Raw genomic sequence first — 17255 nt, 5'->3', positions numbered from 1 at the left:
TCTTAATAATACGCGGTATGATGCTTTGGGCAGGCTTTCTATTTGGGTTGCTGGGCAGCTTCCACTGCGTGGGCATGTGCGGGGCCATTGCGCTGGCGCTGCCGGGCGCGGGTGGCTCGCGCAGGCGTTACGTGGCTGGGCGGGTGCTCTACAACCTGGGCCGCGTGAGTACCTACGCCGCGCTGGGCGCTGCAGCTGGTGCGGTGGGCCAGGGTCTGCGGCTGGCGGGCTGGCAGCAGGGCTTGTCGGTGCTTTCGGGCGCGCTGATTCTGCTGCTCGTGGCCACACCCGAGCGGTGGCTGGGCCGGGCCGCTGCCTTTGTTGATTTGGATGTGGTGCTGGCTAAAGTTAAAAGCCGGCTGGCGTATTACTACCAGCAGCCCTCGCTGGGGGCGCTTTATGCCACGGGTCTGCTCAATGGGTTGCTGCCCTGCGGCTTAGTGTATTTGGCGCTGGCCGGGGCCCTGAGCGTGCCGGGCGTGGCCGGGGCAGCGGGCTACATGGCCCTGTTTGGTCTGGGCACGCTGCCGCTGATGCTGGCCTTGTCGCTCACTGGGCAGCTGGTGCCACTGGCGTGGCGGGGGCGGCTGCGGCGGGCCGTGCCCGTGCTGGCCACCGTTATGGCGGGGCTGTTCATTCTGCGGGGGCTGGGACTGGGCATTCCCTACGTGAGTCCGCAACTAGGTGGCTCCGAACGCGTTGCCGCAGGCCAGCCGGCTACGGTGCATTACTGTCACGGCCCCGCCGCGGCCGCTCCAACTGAGCAGTCCAAATAGTTATTCTCGCATTGTCCTACCGTTTTCAACCCGCGCCCACCAGCTCTTCGCCATGCAAACCATTCTCGTGCCTATTGATTTCACGGCGTCGTCCGAACACGCGCTGGTGTACGCCAACAAGCTGGCTTTGCGCCTGCCCGCCGAAATTGTGCTGGTGCACAGCGCCGCCGACGGCCCCCTCACGCCCGAACGGCGGGCGGACCTGCTTCACCGGCTGGAGGCCTTAGCCGAACGCCTGCGCTACCGGCAGCTAACCCGGCAGAGCGGCCGGCGCATCAACTACTATTACCACGCGGGAGATGGGCTCTCGGCCGAAGGCCTGCAAGTGCTGGTGGCCGGTTTCAACGCCGACTTGGTGGTGGCCGGCCTGGCTCTGGCCGATTGCGCCGAAGCGCAGGCCGCTGGCGCACCCCGCGCCCTGTTGCCCGAGCTAGTGAGTTGCCCCGTGCTGCTGGTACCGCCCGGCCGACATGAGCTGCCCGCCCGCGTGGTCGTGTCGGGCGACTTTACCCGGCTGGCCAGTCGGCACCTGAGCCCGCTTCCGGGCTTAGTGCGCCCATCCGGGGCGCACTTCGACCTGGTGCAGTTCTACGGGGCCGGCAGCGCGGGCCTCGCGCCCCTAAAAAAAGGCGTGCTTGCTGCGCGCAGCCGCTTTGCTGCGGCCGCGGTGCACCTGCTGCCTGCCGAGGACGAGTTGGAAGACCTCAGCGAATTCTGCGAGCAACAGGCGGCGCAACTGCTGGTGGTAGCTACGGCCGACGGCTGCCTGGTGCGGCGCTTCTTCAATCCGCACTATGCCAAAACCAACGCCTACCACTTGCGCATTCCGGTGCTTGTGCTGGGCACCAGCACCGAGCCCACGGCAAGCTGCTGCGCCCAATGCAGCCTGCGCAAAGCAGCCGAAGCCCGGCTGATAGCTGGGCCGCACCTTGAAAAAGCATCGGCAAGCTGAGTGCGCGCCACCCTGACAACCCACTTTATCAAATGACTATTTCCCTGCCCTTGCCCCCCCAAACCTTCCCTGCATCCGCCCGCGCCACCGTGGAGGCGTGGATGCGCCAGTTTCAGGACTGGCTGTGCCAGCAGCTGGAAGCCGCCGATGGCGGCGCCACCTTCCGCGAGGATGCGTGGTCGCACGAAGGCGGGGGTGGTGGACGCACCCGGGTTATCGGTCCGGGAGCAGTGCTGGAAAAAGGCGGGGTTAACTTCTCGGCGGTGTGGGGCCGCCTGAGCGAGGCCGCCGCGCGCCAGCTGCTCATGCCCGACCCCACTTACTTCGCCACCGGCGTTTCGGTGGTGCAGCACCCGCGCAGCCCGATGGTGCCCATCTCGCACATGAACGTGCGCTACTTTGAGGCCGGCAACGGCGAAGCCTGGTTCGGCGGCGGGCTGGACCTAACCCCGATTTACGTGAATGAGGCGCAAGCGCGCTGGTTTCACCGGGAAATCAAGCAGGTGTGTGACCAGCACCACCCGGCCTACTACGCCCGCTTCAAGGAATGGGCCGATGAGTATTTCTACCTGCCCCATCGCCAGGAAACCCGGGGCGTGGGCGGCATCTTCTTCGACCGACTTACAGTGGGGCCGGACGGCACTTTTGACGAGCTGTTTGCCTTCATGAAAGCCGTGGGCGAGGTATACGGCCGCACCTACTGCGCCCTGATGCGCCAGAACCGCGACCTGCCCCACGGCGCCCGCGAAAAGCACTGGCAGCAGGTGCGTCGCGGCCGCTACGCCGAGTTTAACCTCGCCATCGACCGGGGCACCCGCTTCGGTCTGGAAACCGGGGGGCGCACGGAAAGCATCCTGATGAGCCTGCCGCCCCAGGCCGAGTGGCACTACAACCTCACCCCGGAGCCCGGCTCGGCGGAGGCCGACACCCAAGCCTGGCTGCGCAAAGGCATCGACTGGCTGGCTTCCTGACCCTTCACCCACTCCCCGCTCCGACAGCGCCAGCCCCTCGACCGAGCTCGGCCACACTTTCTCCATCGGCCGCCTCATCCAGTCTGGCCAACAGCTCAATTATCACCTCACATGCGTCTTCAACAACTTTTGTCCGTCCTGGCCTTGCTGGTAACCTCCTGCGGCGACGTTAAAAATCCCAATGGCATGCCCGCCAAGCCCACCGGCCAGGGCCAGCCGCAGGTACTCACGGCCGCCAGCACACCCAAGCCCGACTCGGCCGCCGCCAAAACCGAAAATCCGGTCATGCCTGCCGATACCTCCGTGACCGGCGCCTGGCTTATCCTCGACGGCAGCCTGCGGGGACACGACGCGGCCACCCTCAATCAACTGCTCGACCCCGAATACGGCCTGTGGGTACTGGAGCAGGCCGGCGGCGTGCCACTCGTGACGCGGGTGGCCGACGTGCGCCGCTTCCGCGACCAGCACCAACAGCCGCTTTTCGCCCTGGACAAACAACTCATGACCTGCGCGGCGCCCAAGCCGGTGGCCAAGCTGCCCGCTGCGGCCTGCCCCGCCGGCACCTTTGCCGAAGAGGGCTGCTTCGTAGGGCCATCCGCGCCGTTTCGGGCGCTGGATTTCTGGAAAACCGCGGCCATCAAAGGGGGCAACCGCAACCAGGCCCAGGCCGCCCAGGGCCGCTGCGTGCGCGGGGTGCTGCAAACCCGCACCGGCTACCAGTTCCACTTCTCGAAATCGGCCGGCGTGGGTGGCCGCTGGCGGTTGGTGTTCCTCGACCTGCGCGGAAAGTGCCGGTAAAGGAAGCGCTGGGCCGCCGGGCTACCAGCTCACCGGCCCGATATAGCGCCTGTCGGGCCGTTTTCAAGCGTTAGCAGGCCCGACGGAGGCTGTCTGAGCTGGCTTGCAGAAACCGGCTCAGCCCCGTGCGCCCGCGCTGGGACTGCTTGCCTCCCGCACAATAGGCTCGAAGCGGCACAGACGGTGGCGCTTGCAGCCTATGCGGTACCGGGCCGGCTATCCGCTCCGTTAGGCTTTCAACACAAATAATTCGGTGAGCGCGGCAACCAGCTCGTCGGCCTCGCCGCGCTGGCAGGCGGCTTTAAGTTGCAGCACGGGTAGCTTGAGAAACTTCTGGGTCAGGGCCTGGGTGGCTTGGTCGAGCCGCCGGGCTTCGGCGGGGCTGGCCTTTTTCTGAAATCGGGCCAGCTCCTGTTGCCGCAGCTGCTCCAGGGTATTTTTCAACTGCTGAATGGCCGGCGACACATGCAGCTCCCGGCTCCGTTCCCGCAGGCCGGCTACGCTTTCAGCAATGATGGCCCACACCTGGGGCACGGCCGCCAGGCGCCGGCTCAGGGCCGCCGAGGCTTGATGCTGGATGGCGTCGATGTTGTAAACCAGCACCCCCGGCACGTGCTCGGCGGCGGGGTCCACGCTGCGCGGCACCGAAAGGTCGATGAAGAACTTAGGACTCAGCACCTCTAGGCCGGCCACCAGCTCCCGGGTGAACAGGGGCACCGGCGCGGAAACTGAGGAAATAATAACATCGGCCTGCCGCACGCCGTCGGCCAGGTCCGCAAACTCAAGGACCTTCAGGCCGCGCACCGCGGCCAGCGCCTCGGCCCTGACGCGGGTCCGGTTGCAGAGCGTGACGTGCGTAAAGCGCCGGCTTTTGGCGAAGTGGCGGGCCACATCGGCGCCAATTTCGCCCAGCCCCACAACCAGCACCCGCGGCGAGGGCAGGTCGGCCGTCAGCGCCTCCACCAGTTCCAGGGTGGCGGAGGAAGTGGAGGCTGCGCCGTCGCGAAAAGCCGTTTCCTGCTGCACCCGCTTGTTGGCCGCGAGCACCGCGTGGAGCAGCCGGTGCAGAAACGGCCCTGCCGCCGCCGCCGCCACCGAACGGCGGTAGGCCAGCTTCACTTGGTTGATAACCTGCAGGTCGCCGACAACCTGAGCATCCAGCCCCAAGGCTACCTCGAAGAGATGTTGCGCGGCGGCCCCGGCCGTTGTAAAGTGCTCAAAGTACGAAGCGTAGCCCCGGCTGCTGGCGCAGCCTTTGGTGTGACCCAGCGCGTCAATGATGGCTATCTGTTGGTCGTCCTCGGCCGTATAGTACACTTCCGTGCGGTTGCAGGTGCTCAGCACCAGCAGGTCGGAAAGGCCCAACTCCTGTTGAAGGCTGCGCTGTACTTGCTCACATTCCAACTCATTCAGCGCCAACAGCTCACGGATGGCTAATGGCGCCTTTTTATAGGTAAGGCTGAGGGCCTTGAAGGAGTTAGTCATAGGAAACGGCAACCAGAAAAGCATAAACACACCCACCCTGGCGCGGTACCGGATTGCCGGATTCCTGCCGCAAAAGAGCAGGAGCGCTAGCTGGGATGAATGGGTCAAAGTTCCGGGGTAGGTGCTGCTTGGCCCATGAGTTTCATCAGACCAGGCCATGATTATCGTCAAGCGTGCGCAATGGCGGTCCATCGCCCTGACCTGGAGTGTTGCAGCTTTTGTCAGTGATTGGTCCGTCTGTGCCTCATGCAGTGGCTCTCAAACTTCTCCGCGTCGGGGCATGGGCGTTGTGCGAGCAGTGACATTAAGAGCGTGTTTGGATTTTTCTTAATCACTTTAAACCGTCCTGCTCATCTGGCGTTGTCAATCAATCGACATGACGAAGTGGGAGAATTGCCTCGACAAGCGAACGCCAGATGAGCAGAATGTGTTTTTTTAAATTCACAAACACGCACTAAGTGAACAGAAAGGGCTGTGTAGATGGCTGCTAATTAGGCTGGTATCGGCGCGATGGAACGGAATCATCATCTTTAGCTACCAATTGCTCTACCCCCATGCCTCGTCGTTCCATATTATCGGCAGCGGAACGGGAGCAACTCCTGGCGCTGCCCGAAAGCCCGGAGGAGTTCATCCGGCAATACACCTTTAGTGAAGCCGACCTGTCGCTGATTCACCAACACCGTGGTGTGGCTAACCGCCTGGGCTTTGCTGTGCAACTTTGCTACCTGCGGTTTCCGGGGGTATCATTGGCAGTGGAGCAATTGCCGGCTTCGTCGCTGCTGGCTTTTGTGGCCACCCAACTGAAGATTTCGGTAACAGAGTGGGCCGTGTATGGCCAGCGCGAGCAAACCCGGCGCGAACACTTGCTGGAACTGCAAGCGGCTTTTTCGATTCAGACGTTTGGCTTACCGCACTACCGGGCCGCCGTGCCGTGGCTGGCCGAAGTTGCCCGGCAAACTGACAAAGGCGTGGTGCTGGTGCAAGCCTTGATAGGGCACTTACGCCACCAGGGTGTCCTGTTGCCCGCGGTCACCGTTCTCGAACGTCTCAGCGCGGAGGCCTTAACCCGGGCTAATCGCTGGCTTTACCAGACGCTGACCGAGGACCTGACCTCGGAAACCCGGCAGGCGTTGGAAAACCTGCTCACCCGCCGCGAGGGCAGTACCCTGACCTGGTTGGCGTGGCTGCGGCAAGCCCCCGCCGCCCCCACTTCGCGGCAGATGCTGGAACACCTGGCCCGCTTGGCGGCGTGGCAACAGCTGGGGCTGCCGGCGGACCTGGCACGGCGGGTCCACCAAAACCGGCTGCGCAAAATCGCCCGGGAAGGAGGCCAGATGACTCCGGCCGACTTGGCCAAATTCGAGCCGGTGCGTCGCCTGGCCACGCTGGTCGCCCTGGCCCTGGAAGGCACGGCCACGGTGCTGGACGAACTGCTCGACTTGCACGACCGCATCGTGGGGAAGGTGTTCAACGCGGCCAAACACAAGCACCAGCAGCAGTTTCAGGCCTCGGGCAAGGCCATCAACCAGCAGGTGCGCCTGTTCGGGCGCATTGGGCAGGCCCTGCTCACGGCCCGCGCCACGGGCACGGACCCGTTCGCGGCCATCGAATCGGTGCTGCCGTGGGAGGAATTCACCGCCAGCGTGGGCGAAGCGCAGCAACTGGCTCAACCGGCTGATTTTGATTTCCTGCACCGGGTAGGCGAGCACTACGCCACGCTGCGCCGCTACGCCCCCGCGTTTCTAGCCGCCCTGCCGCTGCGGGCGGCCCCGGCCGCGAAACGTCTGCTGGCCGCGCTGGACGTGTTGCGCGAGCTGAACACGACGGGCGCCCGCAAGCTGCCGGCCGATGCGCCGACGGCCTTCATCAGCAAGCGCTGGCAGAAGCTGGTGCTGACGGACCAAGGGCTGGACCGCCGCTACTACGAGCTATGTGCCCTGGCTGAACTCAAAAACGCGTTGCGCTCGGGCGATATGTGGGTGCTGGGCTCGCGCCAGTTTAAGGACTTCGAGGAGTACTTGGTGCCGACGGAACCGTTTGCCGCCCTACTTCAGGCCGGTGAGCTACCCTTGGCCGTGGAACCGAACGGGGAACGGTACCTGCAGCAGCGCCTCGCGCACCTGACCCAACAATTGGAAACAGTTAACCGCCTGGCCGCAGCGGGTGAGTTGCCGGATGCCAGCCTGACGGCGGCCGGCCTGAAAATCATGCCCCTCGATGCGGCCGTGCCGGACGCGGCCCAGGCCCTGATTGAGCAGGCAGCCCGCCAGCTTCCCCACGTCAAGATTACGGACCTGCTGCTGGAAGTCGACGAGTGGACCGGGTTCAGCCGCCACTTCACGCACCTGAGAACCGGGGCCCCGACCAGAGACCCGGCCTTGCTGCTCACCACCCTGCTAGCCGATGGCCTGAACTTGGGCCTGACTAAAATGGCGGCATCCTGCCCCGGCAGCACCCACGCCAAACTTTCCTGGCTGCAAGCCTGGTACATCCGCGATGATACCTATTCGCTGGCCCTGGCCGAGCTGGTCAACGCGCAGCTGCGCCACCCCTTCGCGGCCCACTGGGGCGACGGCACGACCTCTTCGTCGGACGGGCAGCGGTTCCGGGCCGGGGGACGCGCCGAGAGCACCGGGCACATTAATCCCAAATACGGGGCCGAGCCGGGCCGGCTGTTTTATACCCACGTCTCGGACCAGTACGCCCCCTTTAGCAGTCAGGTCATCAACGTCGGCGTGCGCGATGCCACGTATGTGCTCGACGGGTTGCTCTACCACGAATCCGACCTGCGCATCGCCGAGCACTACACCGACACGGCCGGCTTTACCGACCACCTGTTTGCCGTGATGCCGCTGCTGAGCTACCGGTTTGCCCCCCGCATCCGCGACCTAAGCGACACGAAGCTGTATATGCCGCCGGGCTCCCCGGCATACGAGGCCTTGCAGCCCCTGCTGGGCGGGACGCTCAACGTGCGCCACGTCCTGGCCCATTGGGAAGAAATCTTACGTCTGGCCACGTCCATTAAGCAGGGCACCGTGACGGCCTCGCTCATGCTGCGCAAGCTCGGCAGCTACCCGCGCCAGAACGGGCTGGCCGTGGCCCTGCGCGAACTGGGCCGCATCGAGCGGAGCCTGTTCATTCTGGACTGGCTGCAAAGCGTCGACTTGCGCCGCCGCGTGCAGGTGGGGCTCAACAAAGGCGAAGCCCGCAACGCACTGGCCCGGGCCGTGTTCTTCCACCGGCTGGGCGAAATCCGGGACCGGGGCTTCGAGCAGCAACGCTACCGGGCCAGCGGCCTGAATCTGCTCACGGCTGCCATCGTGTTGTGGAATACGGTGTACCTGCAGCGTGCCGTGCAGGCCCTGCGCGCCCACGGCCATAACGTGGACGAAGCGCTGTTGCCCTACTTATCACCGCTGGGTTGGGAGCACATCAACCTGACGGGCGACTATTCGTGGCGTACCAAGCGTGCACCCGGCAAATTTCAGCCTCTACGTCCCCTTTCCAGGTCTTAACGTGCTATTTATTCCGTTTTCTGAGATGACCCCATCAACGGCAAGCGGGCCATCTATATGCCGGTCATCAAAAAGGCCGACGCCTCCACCCTGAAAGTGGTGCAGCAGGTGAAGGATAAGCTGCCTACCCTGCGGGCCCTGCTGCCCGAGGACGTAAAGCTCAGCTACGCTTTTGATCAAAGCACCTACGTGGCCAACTCGCTGAAAAGTCTGGTGACGGAGGGCATTCTGGGCGCGGTGCTCACGGGCTTGATGGTGCTCTTGTTCATGCGCGACTGGCGCAGCGTGGTGATTGTGGTGACGACCATTCCGCTGTCGGTCCTGTCGGCAGTGATTCTGCTCAAGCTTTTCGGTCAGACGCTCAACATCATGACCCTCTCGGGGCTGGCCCTAGCCATCGGCGTGCTGGTGGACGAGGCCACGGTGACTATCGAGAACATTCACCAGCACCTGGAGCGGGGCAAGCCCAAGGCCCAGGCCATCTGGGACGCGGCCCGCGAAATTGCCCTACCCAAGCTGCTGATTCTGCTCTGCATCCTGGCCGTCTTTGCGCCCGCCCTCATCATGGAAGGCGTGCCGCGGGCCATGTTCCTGCCCCTGTCGCTGGCCGTGGGCTTTGCCATGGTGGCCTCGTTTCTGCTCTCGCAGACGCTGGTGCCCGTCATGGCTAACTGGCTAATGCGCGACCACGCCCCGGCCGCCGGCCACGGTCACGACGAGCCAGCTGAGCATACCGGGTTCTTCGCCCGCTTCCAGGCCGGCTACCAGCGCCTGCTCACGCGGGCCCAGGGCCGCCAGCGCGGCGTGGTGCTGGGCTACCTGGTTTTATCACTGGTCGTGGTAGGAGTGGGGTTTGCCTTCATCGGCACCGACATCTTTCCGCAGGCTAACAGCGGACAGTTCCAGCTGCGGCTGCGCGAGAAGGTGGGTACCCGCCTGGAGAAAACCGAGCAGACGGTGGCGGCGGTGCAGGCCATCATCAATAAGGAAGTCGGCCCCGACAACGTGGAAATCACCTCCACCTTCGTGGGCACCCAGCCGGCCAGCTTCGCCGTCAACTCGGTTTTCGTCTTCACCACCGGCCCCCACGAGGCGCTGATGCAGGTGGCCCTGAAGGAGGGCGTGCACGTGAACCTGAGCCAACTTAAGGAGCGGCTGCGCCAGTGTATCCACGACGCGCAGCCAGGCTTACAACTAAGCTTCGAGCCGATTGAGCTGGTGGAAAAGGTGATGAGCGACGGGGCGCCCACGCCCATTCAGGTAAACGTGGGGGGCAAAAACCTGAAGGAAGCCGCCGGCCACGCCCGCAAGGTGCTGGCGCAGCTCCGGCAGATTTCTTACCTGCGCGACGTGCAGATTGCCCAGCCCCTGCAGTACCCGGCCCTGCGCATCGACGTGGACCGGGAGCGGGCCGCTCAGTTCGGCCTGACCAGCCAGGAAATCACCCAGTCGGTGGTAGCCGCTACCTCGTCCTCGCGCTTTACGAGCAAAAACCTCTGGCTCGACCCCAAATCCGGCCTGGGCTACCAGGTGCAGGTGCAGCTGCCCGAAGACCAACTCACCCAGCTGCAGGATCTGGAGGCGCTGCCCGTCAAGGCCGGGCAGGCCCGCCCCACCATCGGGGAGGTGGCCACGGTGTCGGCGCGCATGATGCCCGGCCAGATTGACCGCCAGGGGCCTTACCGCCTGGTGAGCATCACGGCTAACGTGCAGGACCGGGACCTGGGCACCGCCGCGCAAGCTGTGCGTAAGGCGCTCAAGCAAGTCGGCGAACCCCCGCGCGGGGTAGTAGCCAACCTGGTGGGCCAGCCCCAGCTGCTGGAAGACACCATGAGCAGCCTGCAGACCGGGCTGGGCATGGCTATCGTGGTGATTTTCCTGCTGCTGGCCGCCAATTTCCAAAGCTTCCGCCTCTCCCTGGTGGTGCTCTCGGTGGTGCCGGCCGTGGTGGCGGGCTCCTTGCTCATGCTGCTGGCCACGGGCGCCACGCTCAACCTGCAGTCCTACATGGGCATGATTATGAGCGTGGGCGTGTCGGTGGCCAATGCCATCCTACTCATCACCAGCGCCGACCACTTGCGCCACGAGCACCGGGACGTGCCCCTGGCCGCCCTTTTGGCCGCCGATACCCGCATCCGGCCCATCCTGATGACCAGCATTGCCATGATTGCCGGCATGTTGCCCATGGCTTCGGGCCTGGGCGAGGGCGGCGACCAGATTGCCCCGCTGGGCCAGGCCGTCATCGGCGGGCTGATTGCCTCCACGCTGGCTTCGCTGCTGGTGCTGCCCCACGTGTTCGGCTGGGCCATGCGCCGGGTGGGCTACGAGTCCAGCTCCCTGCTCCCCGCCCGCACCAGGCAGGCTGCCTAATCTTCTCCTTCTTTCCCTACTGAGTCTCTATGAATGCCTTCCTGAAATTGATTGCCCCTTCACCCCGATATACTTCCCTGCTGGCGGCGGCTCTGCTGCTGAGCGGCGTGCTGGGCAGCTGCTCGTCCGGCGCTTCGGAACCCGCGGCCGAAAAACCCACGCCGGCCGCGCCGGCCACCGTAACTACCTTTCGGCTGACCAACGCCCCGGCCGTGCGCCGGCTGCGGTTGCCCGCCGAGCTCAAACCATTTGAGCAGGTCGACCTTTTCCCCCGCGTGGGCGCTTTCGTGCAGCGGGTGCTGGTGGACCGCGGCTCACGGGTGGCCAAAGGTCAGACCCTGGCTGTGCTCGAAGCCCCGGAACTGGCCGCCCAACTCTCCCGGGCCCGCTCGCGCTGGCAGGCCGCGCAGGCCAAGCTTTCCGGCACCCGGGCCAGCTACGAGCGCCTGCTGCGCACCAGCCAGGAGCCGGGCACCATCTCGCCTAATGACCTGGAGCGCGCCCGCGCCGAGATGCAGGCCGACCAAGCCAATGTGCAGGCTGCGCAGTCTGAGTTGCAGGCTAGCCGGGAGCTCAGCAACTACCTGGTAGTGCGCGCCCCGTTTAGCGGCACCATCACGGCCCGCAACGTGTCGGCCGGGGCCCTGGTGGGACCGGGCGGGGGCCAGCCGTCGGCACCCATGTTCTCGCTGGAAAACAGCCGCACCCTGCGCCTGGAAGTGGCCGTGCCCGAGGCCGCGGCCGGCCAGTGGCTGCAGCCCGGCGCTGCGGTGCCCTTCACGGTGCCGGCCTTTCCCGGCCAGACTTTCACCGGCGTGTTCCGCCGCAACGCCAGCCGCCTGAGCCAGACGGTGCGCTCGGAGCTAGTGGAGATGGACGTGCCCAACCCCGACGGCCGCCTGAAAGCGGGTATGTACGCCCAAGTATTGGTGGCGCTGCCCACCGCTGCGAAAGCCGTTGCCGTGCCAACCTCGGCCGTATTTGCCACCCCGGACGCACCCAAGCAGGCCCAGGTAGTGCGCGTGCAGCAAGGGCGAGCCCAGTGGGTACCCGTGCGCAAAGGCCAACTGCTGAGTCGTGACACGGTGGTGGTGTTCGGGCCACTGGCGCCCGGCGACGAGTTGGTTCGCGAAGCCAGCGAGCAGGTGCCCGACGGCCAGAACGTCAGGATAGCCAAGACCAAGCCCGCCGGGGTTTAATATATGAACGTTTTTTCATTTGTTTGTTGTTGCACGTTTAAATCCTTCGACCATGAATCGTAAAAATCTGCTCCAGTGGCTGCCACTGGCTTTGTTTGCCCTCGTTCTGTTCACTCCGTTGCGCACGCCAGTATTGGGTGCCCTGCAGCGCGGCCTTCTGGCCACGGGCCTGTGGAAACCGGATGTGCCAGTAGCGACTCCGGCCCCGGCCGACGCGCCCATTGTGCCGACGGGTGGCGCTGCGTACCCGCGCAACCTGCCGCTACTCACCCTCGACGGCAAACATGCTAACCTGAGCGACCTGAAGGGCAAAGTTGTGTTCGTGAACCTGTGGGCCAGTTGGTGTCCGCCCTGCGTGGCTGAGATGCCCGGCATTCACGCCCTCTATAAGAAGATGGACCCCAAGAAGGTGGCTTTCGTGATGATTTCGCTCGACGAAAACCCGGCTAAGGCCCAGGCCATGCTCAAGCGCCAGGGCTACACCTTCCCGGTGTACTTTCCCGCCGGCCCCCTCGTACCGCCATTTGATTCTAACTCGATTCCTTCCACCGTCATCCTGGACCCGGACGGCCAAGTAGCCGCTCGCCACGACGGCATGGCCGAGTACGACACGCCCGAGTTCAAGGCTGCGCTGGATAACCTAGCCGCCGGCAGCCACAAGTAAGCAATCCTAGGTGCCGGCCCAGCGGGCCCTGGGCCGGCACCTAATCTTCGTCGTGTTCGGCTTCGGCGGGCTGCACGAAGCCGGGGCGGGCTTCGGGGTGCATGATCTGGCCGCCCAGGTTACCGGTGCGAGCCAGCAAGCCGAAGCTGACTACTGCTCCGGCCAGCGTGAGGTAGGTAAACAGCGGGGCGCGGGCGGTTGTGCGGCGCCGAGCCAGTAGGCTGACTAGGGCCAGCGCGCCGGTGGCTTCCATTACCCAGAGGCTCAACTCGGCGGCTTCTTCGTGCTCGTGAATCAGGGCGTGCGTTACGCCGGGGCGGTCTTCCACCACTTCCTCCGCGCCTTCTCCTGTGAGCTGGGTGGGAATGGTGAGCAGGGCCGCGACGACCAGCGCGACCAGGCCGGCGTTGATCAGCGTTTCCTGCCGTCGTACGACAGCCACCAGCAGCAGCAATAGGCCGAACAAACTGCCGAGGATGGGGGTGTGATTCAGCAGGAGGTGAAGGTGGGCACCATTCATAACAGAGGTTTGGGAGAAAAGGAGGGGAGCAGATGCAGGTTGGATGTTTACGCGGGCGTGACGTTGAAGAAATGGCCGACCACGGCAGTAAGCCCCATGGCCAGTACGCCCCAGAACGTGACACGAGCGGCGGCTTTCAGTACGCTGGAGCCGCCCACGTAGGCCGCCAGCCCGCCTAGGGCCGCTAGAAATGCCAGTGAAGTAATGGACACTGTCCAGGTCAGCTGCTGCACCGGCGACACCAGGATGACCAGTAGCGGCAGGGCCGCCCCTACCGTGAACGTGCCGGCCGAGGCCAGCGCGGCCTGCACGGGGTTCGCGGCGGCCGTTTCGGTGATGCCCAGCTCATCGCGGGCATGGGTGCCGAGCGCGTCGCGGGCCATGAGCTGCTTGGCCACTTCGTCCGCCAAGGATTGGGTCAGGCCCCGCTCCACGTAGATGGCGGCCAACTCGCGGTGCTCCGCCGCTGGGTCAGCGGCCAGTTCGGCCTTTTCCCGCGCCATGTCGGCCTGTTCGGTATCGGCCTGGGAGCTGACGGATACGTACTCGCCCGTGGCCATCGACATGGCTCCCGCTACCAGCCCGGCCACGCCCGCTACTAACACGGCCTCGCGCGAAGCGTTGGCGGCCGCGACGCCCACCACCAAGCTAGCGGTGGAGATGATGCCGTCGTTGGCCCCGAGCACGGCGGCGCGAAGCCAGCCAATGCGGTGGGTGCGGTGATTTTCGTCGTGGCGCATGCAGTAAGGGTGTTTAGGGAATAGGTTAATACGTTGGAATACTGCTCAACTGGTTATACGGCCGAGGTGCGGTGGCAGCTATAACCCAGGTTGTGCAGTAGTGCTACCGGCTCCCACAAGCCGGCCTTCGCAGCTACTAAATCAGCGACGAGCCAGAAATGCGGCCACGCCCAATGCTACGGCCGCCGCCAGCCCAAACGGCAACGCCGGGCCACCCCACTGCCAGAGCAGGCCGGCGCTGGTGCTGGCGCCCAGTGCGGCCAGGCTGCTCAGACCCCCCAGTGTACCCAGGGCAGCGCCGGTATCAGCCGGCGCGCAGAGTGTGCTGACCCAGGCCTTGCTCACGCCCTCAGTGGCGGCCGCATAGAGGCCGTAGAGGGCAAAGAACCCGGCAAAGACCCAAGGTCCTTGCGCCAGGGCTACCCCGCCATATACCACCGCGAAGATTAGTAGGCCCCCCACCAGCAGGCGGCGCGGGCCGAGGCGGTCGGCCAGGTGCCCCAGGGGCCAGGCGCTGAGCACGTAGGTAAAGTTATAGAGTACGTAGAGGCCGATGACGCCGGTAGCCGATACCCCACGCTGGCGGGCCAACAGCAGCAGGAAGGCATCGGCGCTGTTGAAGAGGGCAAACACAAGCAGGGCCCCTACCACCTTGCGGTAGGCGGGCGGGGCCTGTCGCCAGTAGCGAAACGAGGCCCAAAAGGGCATCACCGGCCGGCCGGAAGGCACGGCCCGCCGTTCCCGAAGCGCGAAGGTGATACCAACGGCCAGCGCGCCTGGCAGAAAAGCCCACAAAAACAGCGGGCGGTACTGACCGGGATGCGCGGCCAGCCAGGCCAGCGCGGCCAGGGGACCGAATACGGCCCCGAGCGTATCCATTGAGCGGTGGAACCCGAAGACCTTACCCCGGTCGGCAGGCGTGGTTTCGTCGGAGAGCAGCGCGTCCCGTGCGCCCGTGCGCAAGCCCTTGCCCAGGCGGTCGAGGGTGCGGGCCAGCAATACCCAAAGGGGCGTGGCCAACACCGCCAACATCGGCTTGGAGAAGGCACTCAACCCGTAACCCCACTGTACGAAGGGCACGCGGCGGCCCAGCCGGTCGCTCCACTGGCCGAAGTAGCCCTTGCTCAGGCCGGCCACGGCTTCGGCCAGTCCTTCAAGCAGACCGATGAAAAATACGGAGAAGCCAATGGATTGCAGATACAGCGGCATCACCGGGTAGAGCATCTCACTGGCCAGATCGGTGAAGAGGCTGATGAGCGAGAGCAGCCAAACGGCGCGGGTAAGGTAAGTCATCGGCGTGGGTTACGAATGCAATAGTAACAAAAGGGAAAAAACCAATCACCGTGCCATAAATAAGCTAAAAAAGCATTGATAAATAAGCTAAAAAAGCAACTATAAGAGGTGCATTTGCGTTTAATAAGTATAAGCAACGCACCTAAAACAGCTTGGTAATCATGGTGTCATCGCCCCCTTCCCCTGCTTGTGCGCTCCTGGTTTCCTCAGCCCGCCGGAATCTGCGCGAAGTGCTTAACCATCCAGCCTTTAGCCAGGAGCGCCGCCAGAAGGCCGAGCCGCTGCTCAGTGCCTGCACCGATGCGGCCCAGTTGCTGCGCTGGAAGCTGCTGGCCCTGCAGGAAAGCGAGGCATGGGAAGATGCTCAGCTGGCCCGCGAGGCCGAGGAGCTAGGCCCGGCTGCTCATCCTGATTACCTCTACTAACGCTTTTCTCACCACTTACCCCGCCTTTGGTTTATGAAAAATGCCCCCGCTGCCGCCCCCCGCGCCGATGTGTATGATATCATCACCAACCGGATTATCCTGGCTTTAGAAAGCGGCGTAGCCCCGTGGAAACAGTCGTGGAACGCTGCCCACGGCGCGCCCCGCAACTACCGCAGCAAGCACGTGTATCAGGGCATCAACGCCCTGCTGCTGGCCATGCTCCAGCACGAGCAGCCCTATTACCTAACCTACAACCAGGCCCGCGAGCTGGGCGGCCAGGTGCGCAAGGGCGAAAAAGGAATGCCCGTGGTATTCTTCAAGGTATCGAAGAAAGAGGACGCCCAGGGGAAGGAGAAAAAAGTGGCCATCCTGCAGTATTCCACCGTGTTCAACATTGCCCAGATTGACGGCGTGGAGTGGAAGCTGCCCGAGCCGGTGCAGCGCGAGCATACCCCCCAGCAGGCTGCCGAGCAGATTGTGGCCGGCTACGCCGGTGGCCCCCGCATCTGTTACGCTGGCAGTGAGCCCCACTACCGCACCAGCACCGACACCGTGACTGTGCCCGAGCCGGCGAACTTCCACACGCCCGAGGATTTTTATACTACTCTGTTTCACGAGCTGGCCCATTCCACCGGCCACGCCAAGCGTCTCGACCGGGCCACGCTCACGGAAAAGGCCGCTTTCGGTAGCGAAACCTACGCCAAGGAAGAACTAGTGGCCGAGTTGGGCGCCGCCTTCCTCAGCAACGCCGCCGGCCTGAACCTGGCCGTGACCGAACCCAGCACCGCCGCCTACCTGGCCAACTGGCTGCAGGCCCTGCGCAATGATAAGCGCCTGATTATTTCCGCCGCCAGCCAGGCTCAGAAGGCTGCTAACCACATTCTGGGCATTGTGCCCAGCTACGAGGCCGACAGCGCCGAAGCCCTGCCCGAAGCAGCATAGCGGGGGAGAGGGTACCGGCTGGCAACCGTCAGCCGGTGCCCCGGCGCGCTAACAAAAGGAAAATACCCGGCCCGGAGCCAGCGGCCCCAAGCTCCGCCGTTTCATCAGTCACCACTTACTGCCTCATTATGTCAAGTTCTTCTGCCTCCGCCGCCCGTCAGCCTACCCTTAGCCCTACCGCCTGGACAGGGGAGCCGCAAGCCTGCCCGGCGTGGGTAGGGTTTCCCAGCCTGGCGGGCTTCCCGGCCGGGCTGCAGTGGTCCGGCCGCGGCCAGGTGCCGGCCATCGGTGCCCGCGTATCCATCTACCTGAACGGCTTCGGGCCAGCCGAGGTGAAAGCCTACTTTCACGCTGAAGGCTTTCTGGGCGTGGTGTGTGCCCCCGAGGTACTACCTGCCTGGTTTCAGCGGCAGTGCCCCGGCGTCACGCTGGGCCACTGCTTCGGCCGGGAGTTGGAGCCCTACCAGCCCGCGCCGGCGCCGGTCGTCGGCAGCCCCGAAGACTGGATACCCGACTATCCGCCGCAGGATGAAGAGTAGGCTGGGGCTAAGTGCCGCCCTCGGGCGGCACCGACCAGACGCTCCGGGCCAGGGGCATGGCTTTTT

15 protein-coding genes are annotated in these 17255 nt (G+C 64.6%); 11 read left to right on the top strand and 4 right to left on the bottom strand.

Annotation, left to right across the window (positions count from 1 at the left end; translation table 11 throughout):
- The first annotated feature begins 17 nt into the window (after positions 1–17).
- The 4 genes from ACN19L_RS20590 (at position 18) to ACN19L_RS20575 (ending at position 3497) form a co-directional block, all read left to right on the top strand.
- Complete coding sequence (locus ACN19L_RS20590; RefSeq protein ID WP_315999494.1) at positions 18–776, top strand: sulfite exporter TauE/SafE family protein; 759 nt, start codon at positions 18–20, stop codon at positions 774–776.
- A gap of 52 nt (positions 777–828) precedes the next feature.
- A complete protein-coding gene (locus ACN19L_RS20585; RefSeq protein WP_315999493.1) occupies positions 829–1728 on the top strand; it encodes a universal stress protein in 900 nt (299 codons plus the stop codon).
- 32 nt (positions 1729–1760) lie between these two features.
- Entirely contained in the window at positions 1761–2699 is a 939-nt protein-coding gene (gene hemF / locus ACN19L_RS20580) for an oxygen-dependent coproporphyrinogen oxidase (RefSeq protein WP_315999492.1), read from the top strand.
- A 111-nt stretch (positions 2700–2810) separates the two neighbouring features.
- On the top strand, positions 2811–3497 hold the full coding sequence (locus ACN19L_RS20575) for a hypothetical protein (protein WP_315999491.1): 687 nt from the start codon (positions 2811–2813) through the stop codon (positions 3495–3497).
- 228 nt (positions 3498–3725) lie between these two features.
- Here the strand turns inward: ACN19L_RS20575 and hemA are convergent, their stop codons facing one another.
- Complete coding sequence (hemA, locus tag ACN19L_RS20570) at positions 3726–4982, bottom strand: glutamyl-tRNA reductase (RefSeq protein WP_315999490.1); 1257 nt, start codon at positions 4980–4982, stop codon at positions 3726–3728.
- Between the two features lie 554 nt (positions 4983–5536).
- Here hemA and ACN19L_RS20565 point away from each other — a divergent pair.
- Genes ACN19L_RS20565 through ACN19L_RS20550 form a run of 4 tightly spaced genes read left to right on the top strand, consistent with a single transcriptional unit; the run spans position 5537 to position 12730 of the window.
- A complete protein-coding gene (locus ACN19L_RS20565; RefSeq protein WP_315999489.1) occupies positions 5537–8497 on the top strand; it encodes a Tn3 family transposase in 2961 nt (986 codons plus the stop codon).
- Positions 8498–8530: 33 nt separating this feature from the next.
- Complete coding sequence (locus ACN19L_RS20560) at positions 8531–10867, top strand: efflux RND transporter permease subunit (RefSeq protein WP_426493610.1); 2337 nt, start codon at positions 8531–8533, stop codon at positions 10865–10867.
- Positions 10868–10896: 29 nt separating this feature from the next.
- Complete coding sequence (locus tag ACN19L_RS20555) at positions 10897–12066, top strand: efflux RND transporter periplasmic adaptor subunit (RefSeq protein WP_426491315.1); 1170 nt, start codon at positions 10897–10899, stop codon at positions 12064–12066.
- 52 nt (positions 12067–12118) lie between these two features.
- Positions 12119–12730, top strand: coding sequence for a TlpA family protein disulfide reductase (locus tag ACN19L_RS20550; protein ID WP_426491314.1), 612 nt, complete (start codon positions 12119–12121; stop codon positions 12728–12730).
- 40 nt (positions 12731–12770) lie between these two features.
- Here ACN19L_RS20550 and ACN19L_RS20545 read toward each other — a convergent pair whose 3' ends face one another.
- The 3 genes from ACN19L_RS20545 to ACN19L_RS20535 form a co-directional block, all read right to left on the bottom strand.
- Positions 12771–13250, bottom strand: a complete 480-nt coding sequence (locus ACN19L_RS20545; protein WP_183405527.1) for a hypothetical protein — start codon at positions 13248–13250, stop codon at positions 12771–12773.
- A gap of 47 nt (positions 13251–13297) precedes the next feature.
- Positions 13298–13990 (bottom strand): VIT1/CCC1 transporter family protein, encoded by a 693-nt coding sequence (locus ACN19L_RS20540; RefSeq protein ID WP_183405526.1) that lies wholly within the window; start codon positions 13988–13990, stop codon positions 13298–13300.
- 141 nt (positions 13991–14131) lie between these two features.
- Positions 14132–15283, bottom strand: a complete 1152-nt coding sequence (locus ACN19L_RS20535; protein ID WP_426491313.1) for an MFS transporter — start codon at positions 15281–15283, stop codon at positions 14132–14134.
- A 230-nt stretch (positions 15284–15513) separates the two neighbouring features.
- Between ACN19L_RS20535 and ACN19L_RS20530 the strand changes: the two genes are divergently transcribed.
- The 3 genes from ACN19L_RS20530 (at position 15514) to ACN19L_RS20520 (ending at position 17189) form a co-directional block, all read left to right on the top strand.
- Entirely contained in the window at positions 15514–15708 is a 195-nt protein-coding gene (locus tag ACN19L_RS20530; protein WP_426491312.1) for a hypothetical protein, read from the top strand.
- A 33-nt stretch (positions 15709–15741) separates the two neighbouring features.
- Positions 15742–16650 carry an ArdC family protein gene (locus ACN19L_RS20525; RefSeq protein WP_426491311.1) on the top strand — a complete coding sequence of 303 codons (909 nt, stop codon included), beginning with the start codon at positions 15742–15744 and terminating at the stop codon, positions 16648–16650.
- A 128-nt stretch (positions 16651–16778) separates the two neighbouring features.
- A complete protein-coding gene (locus tag ACN19L_RS20520) occupies positions 16779–17189 on the top strand; it encodes a hypothetical protein (protein ID WP_426491310.1) in 411 nt (136 codons plus the stop codon).
- Positions 17190–17255: the final 66 nt, after the last annotated feature.

It is taken from the genome of Hymenobacter sp. 102, from assembly GCF_049949205.1.
In the GTDB taxonomy this organism is placed as follows: Bacteria; Bacteroidota; Bacteroidia; order Cytophagales; family Hymenobacteraceae; genus Hymenobacter.
The sequence above is the reverse complement of the archived record's forward strand: the minus strand, read 5'-3'. Positions and strand labels throughout refer to the sequence as shown.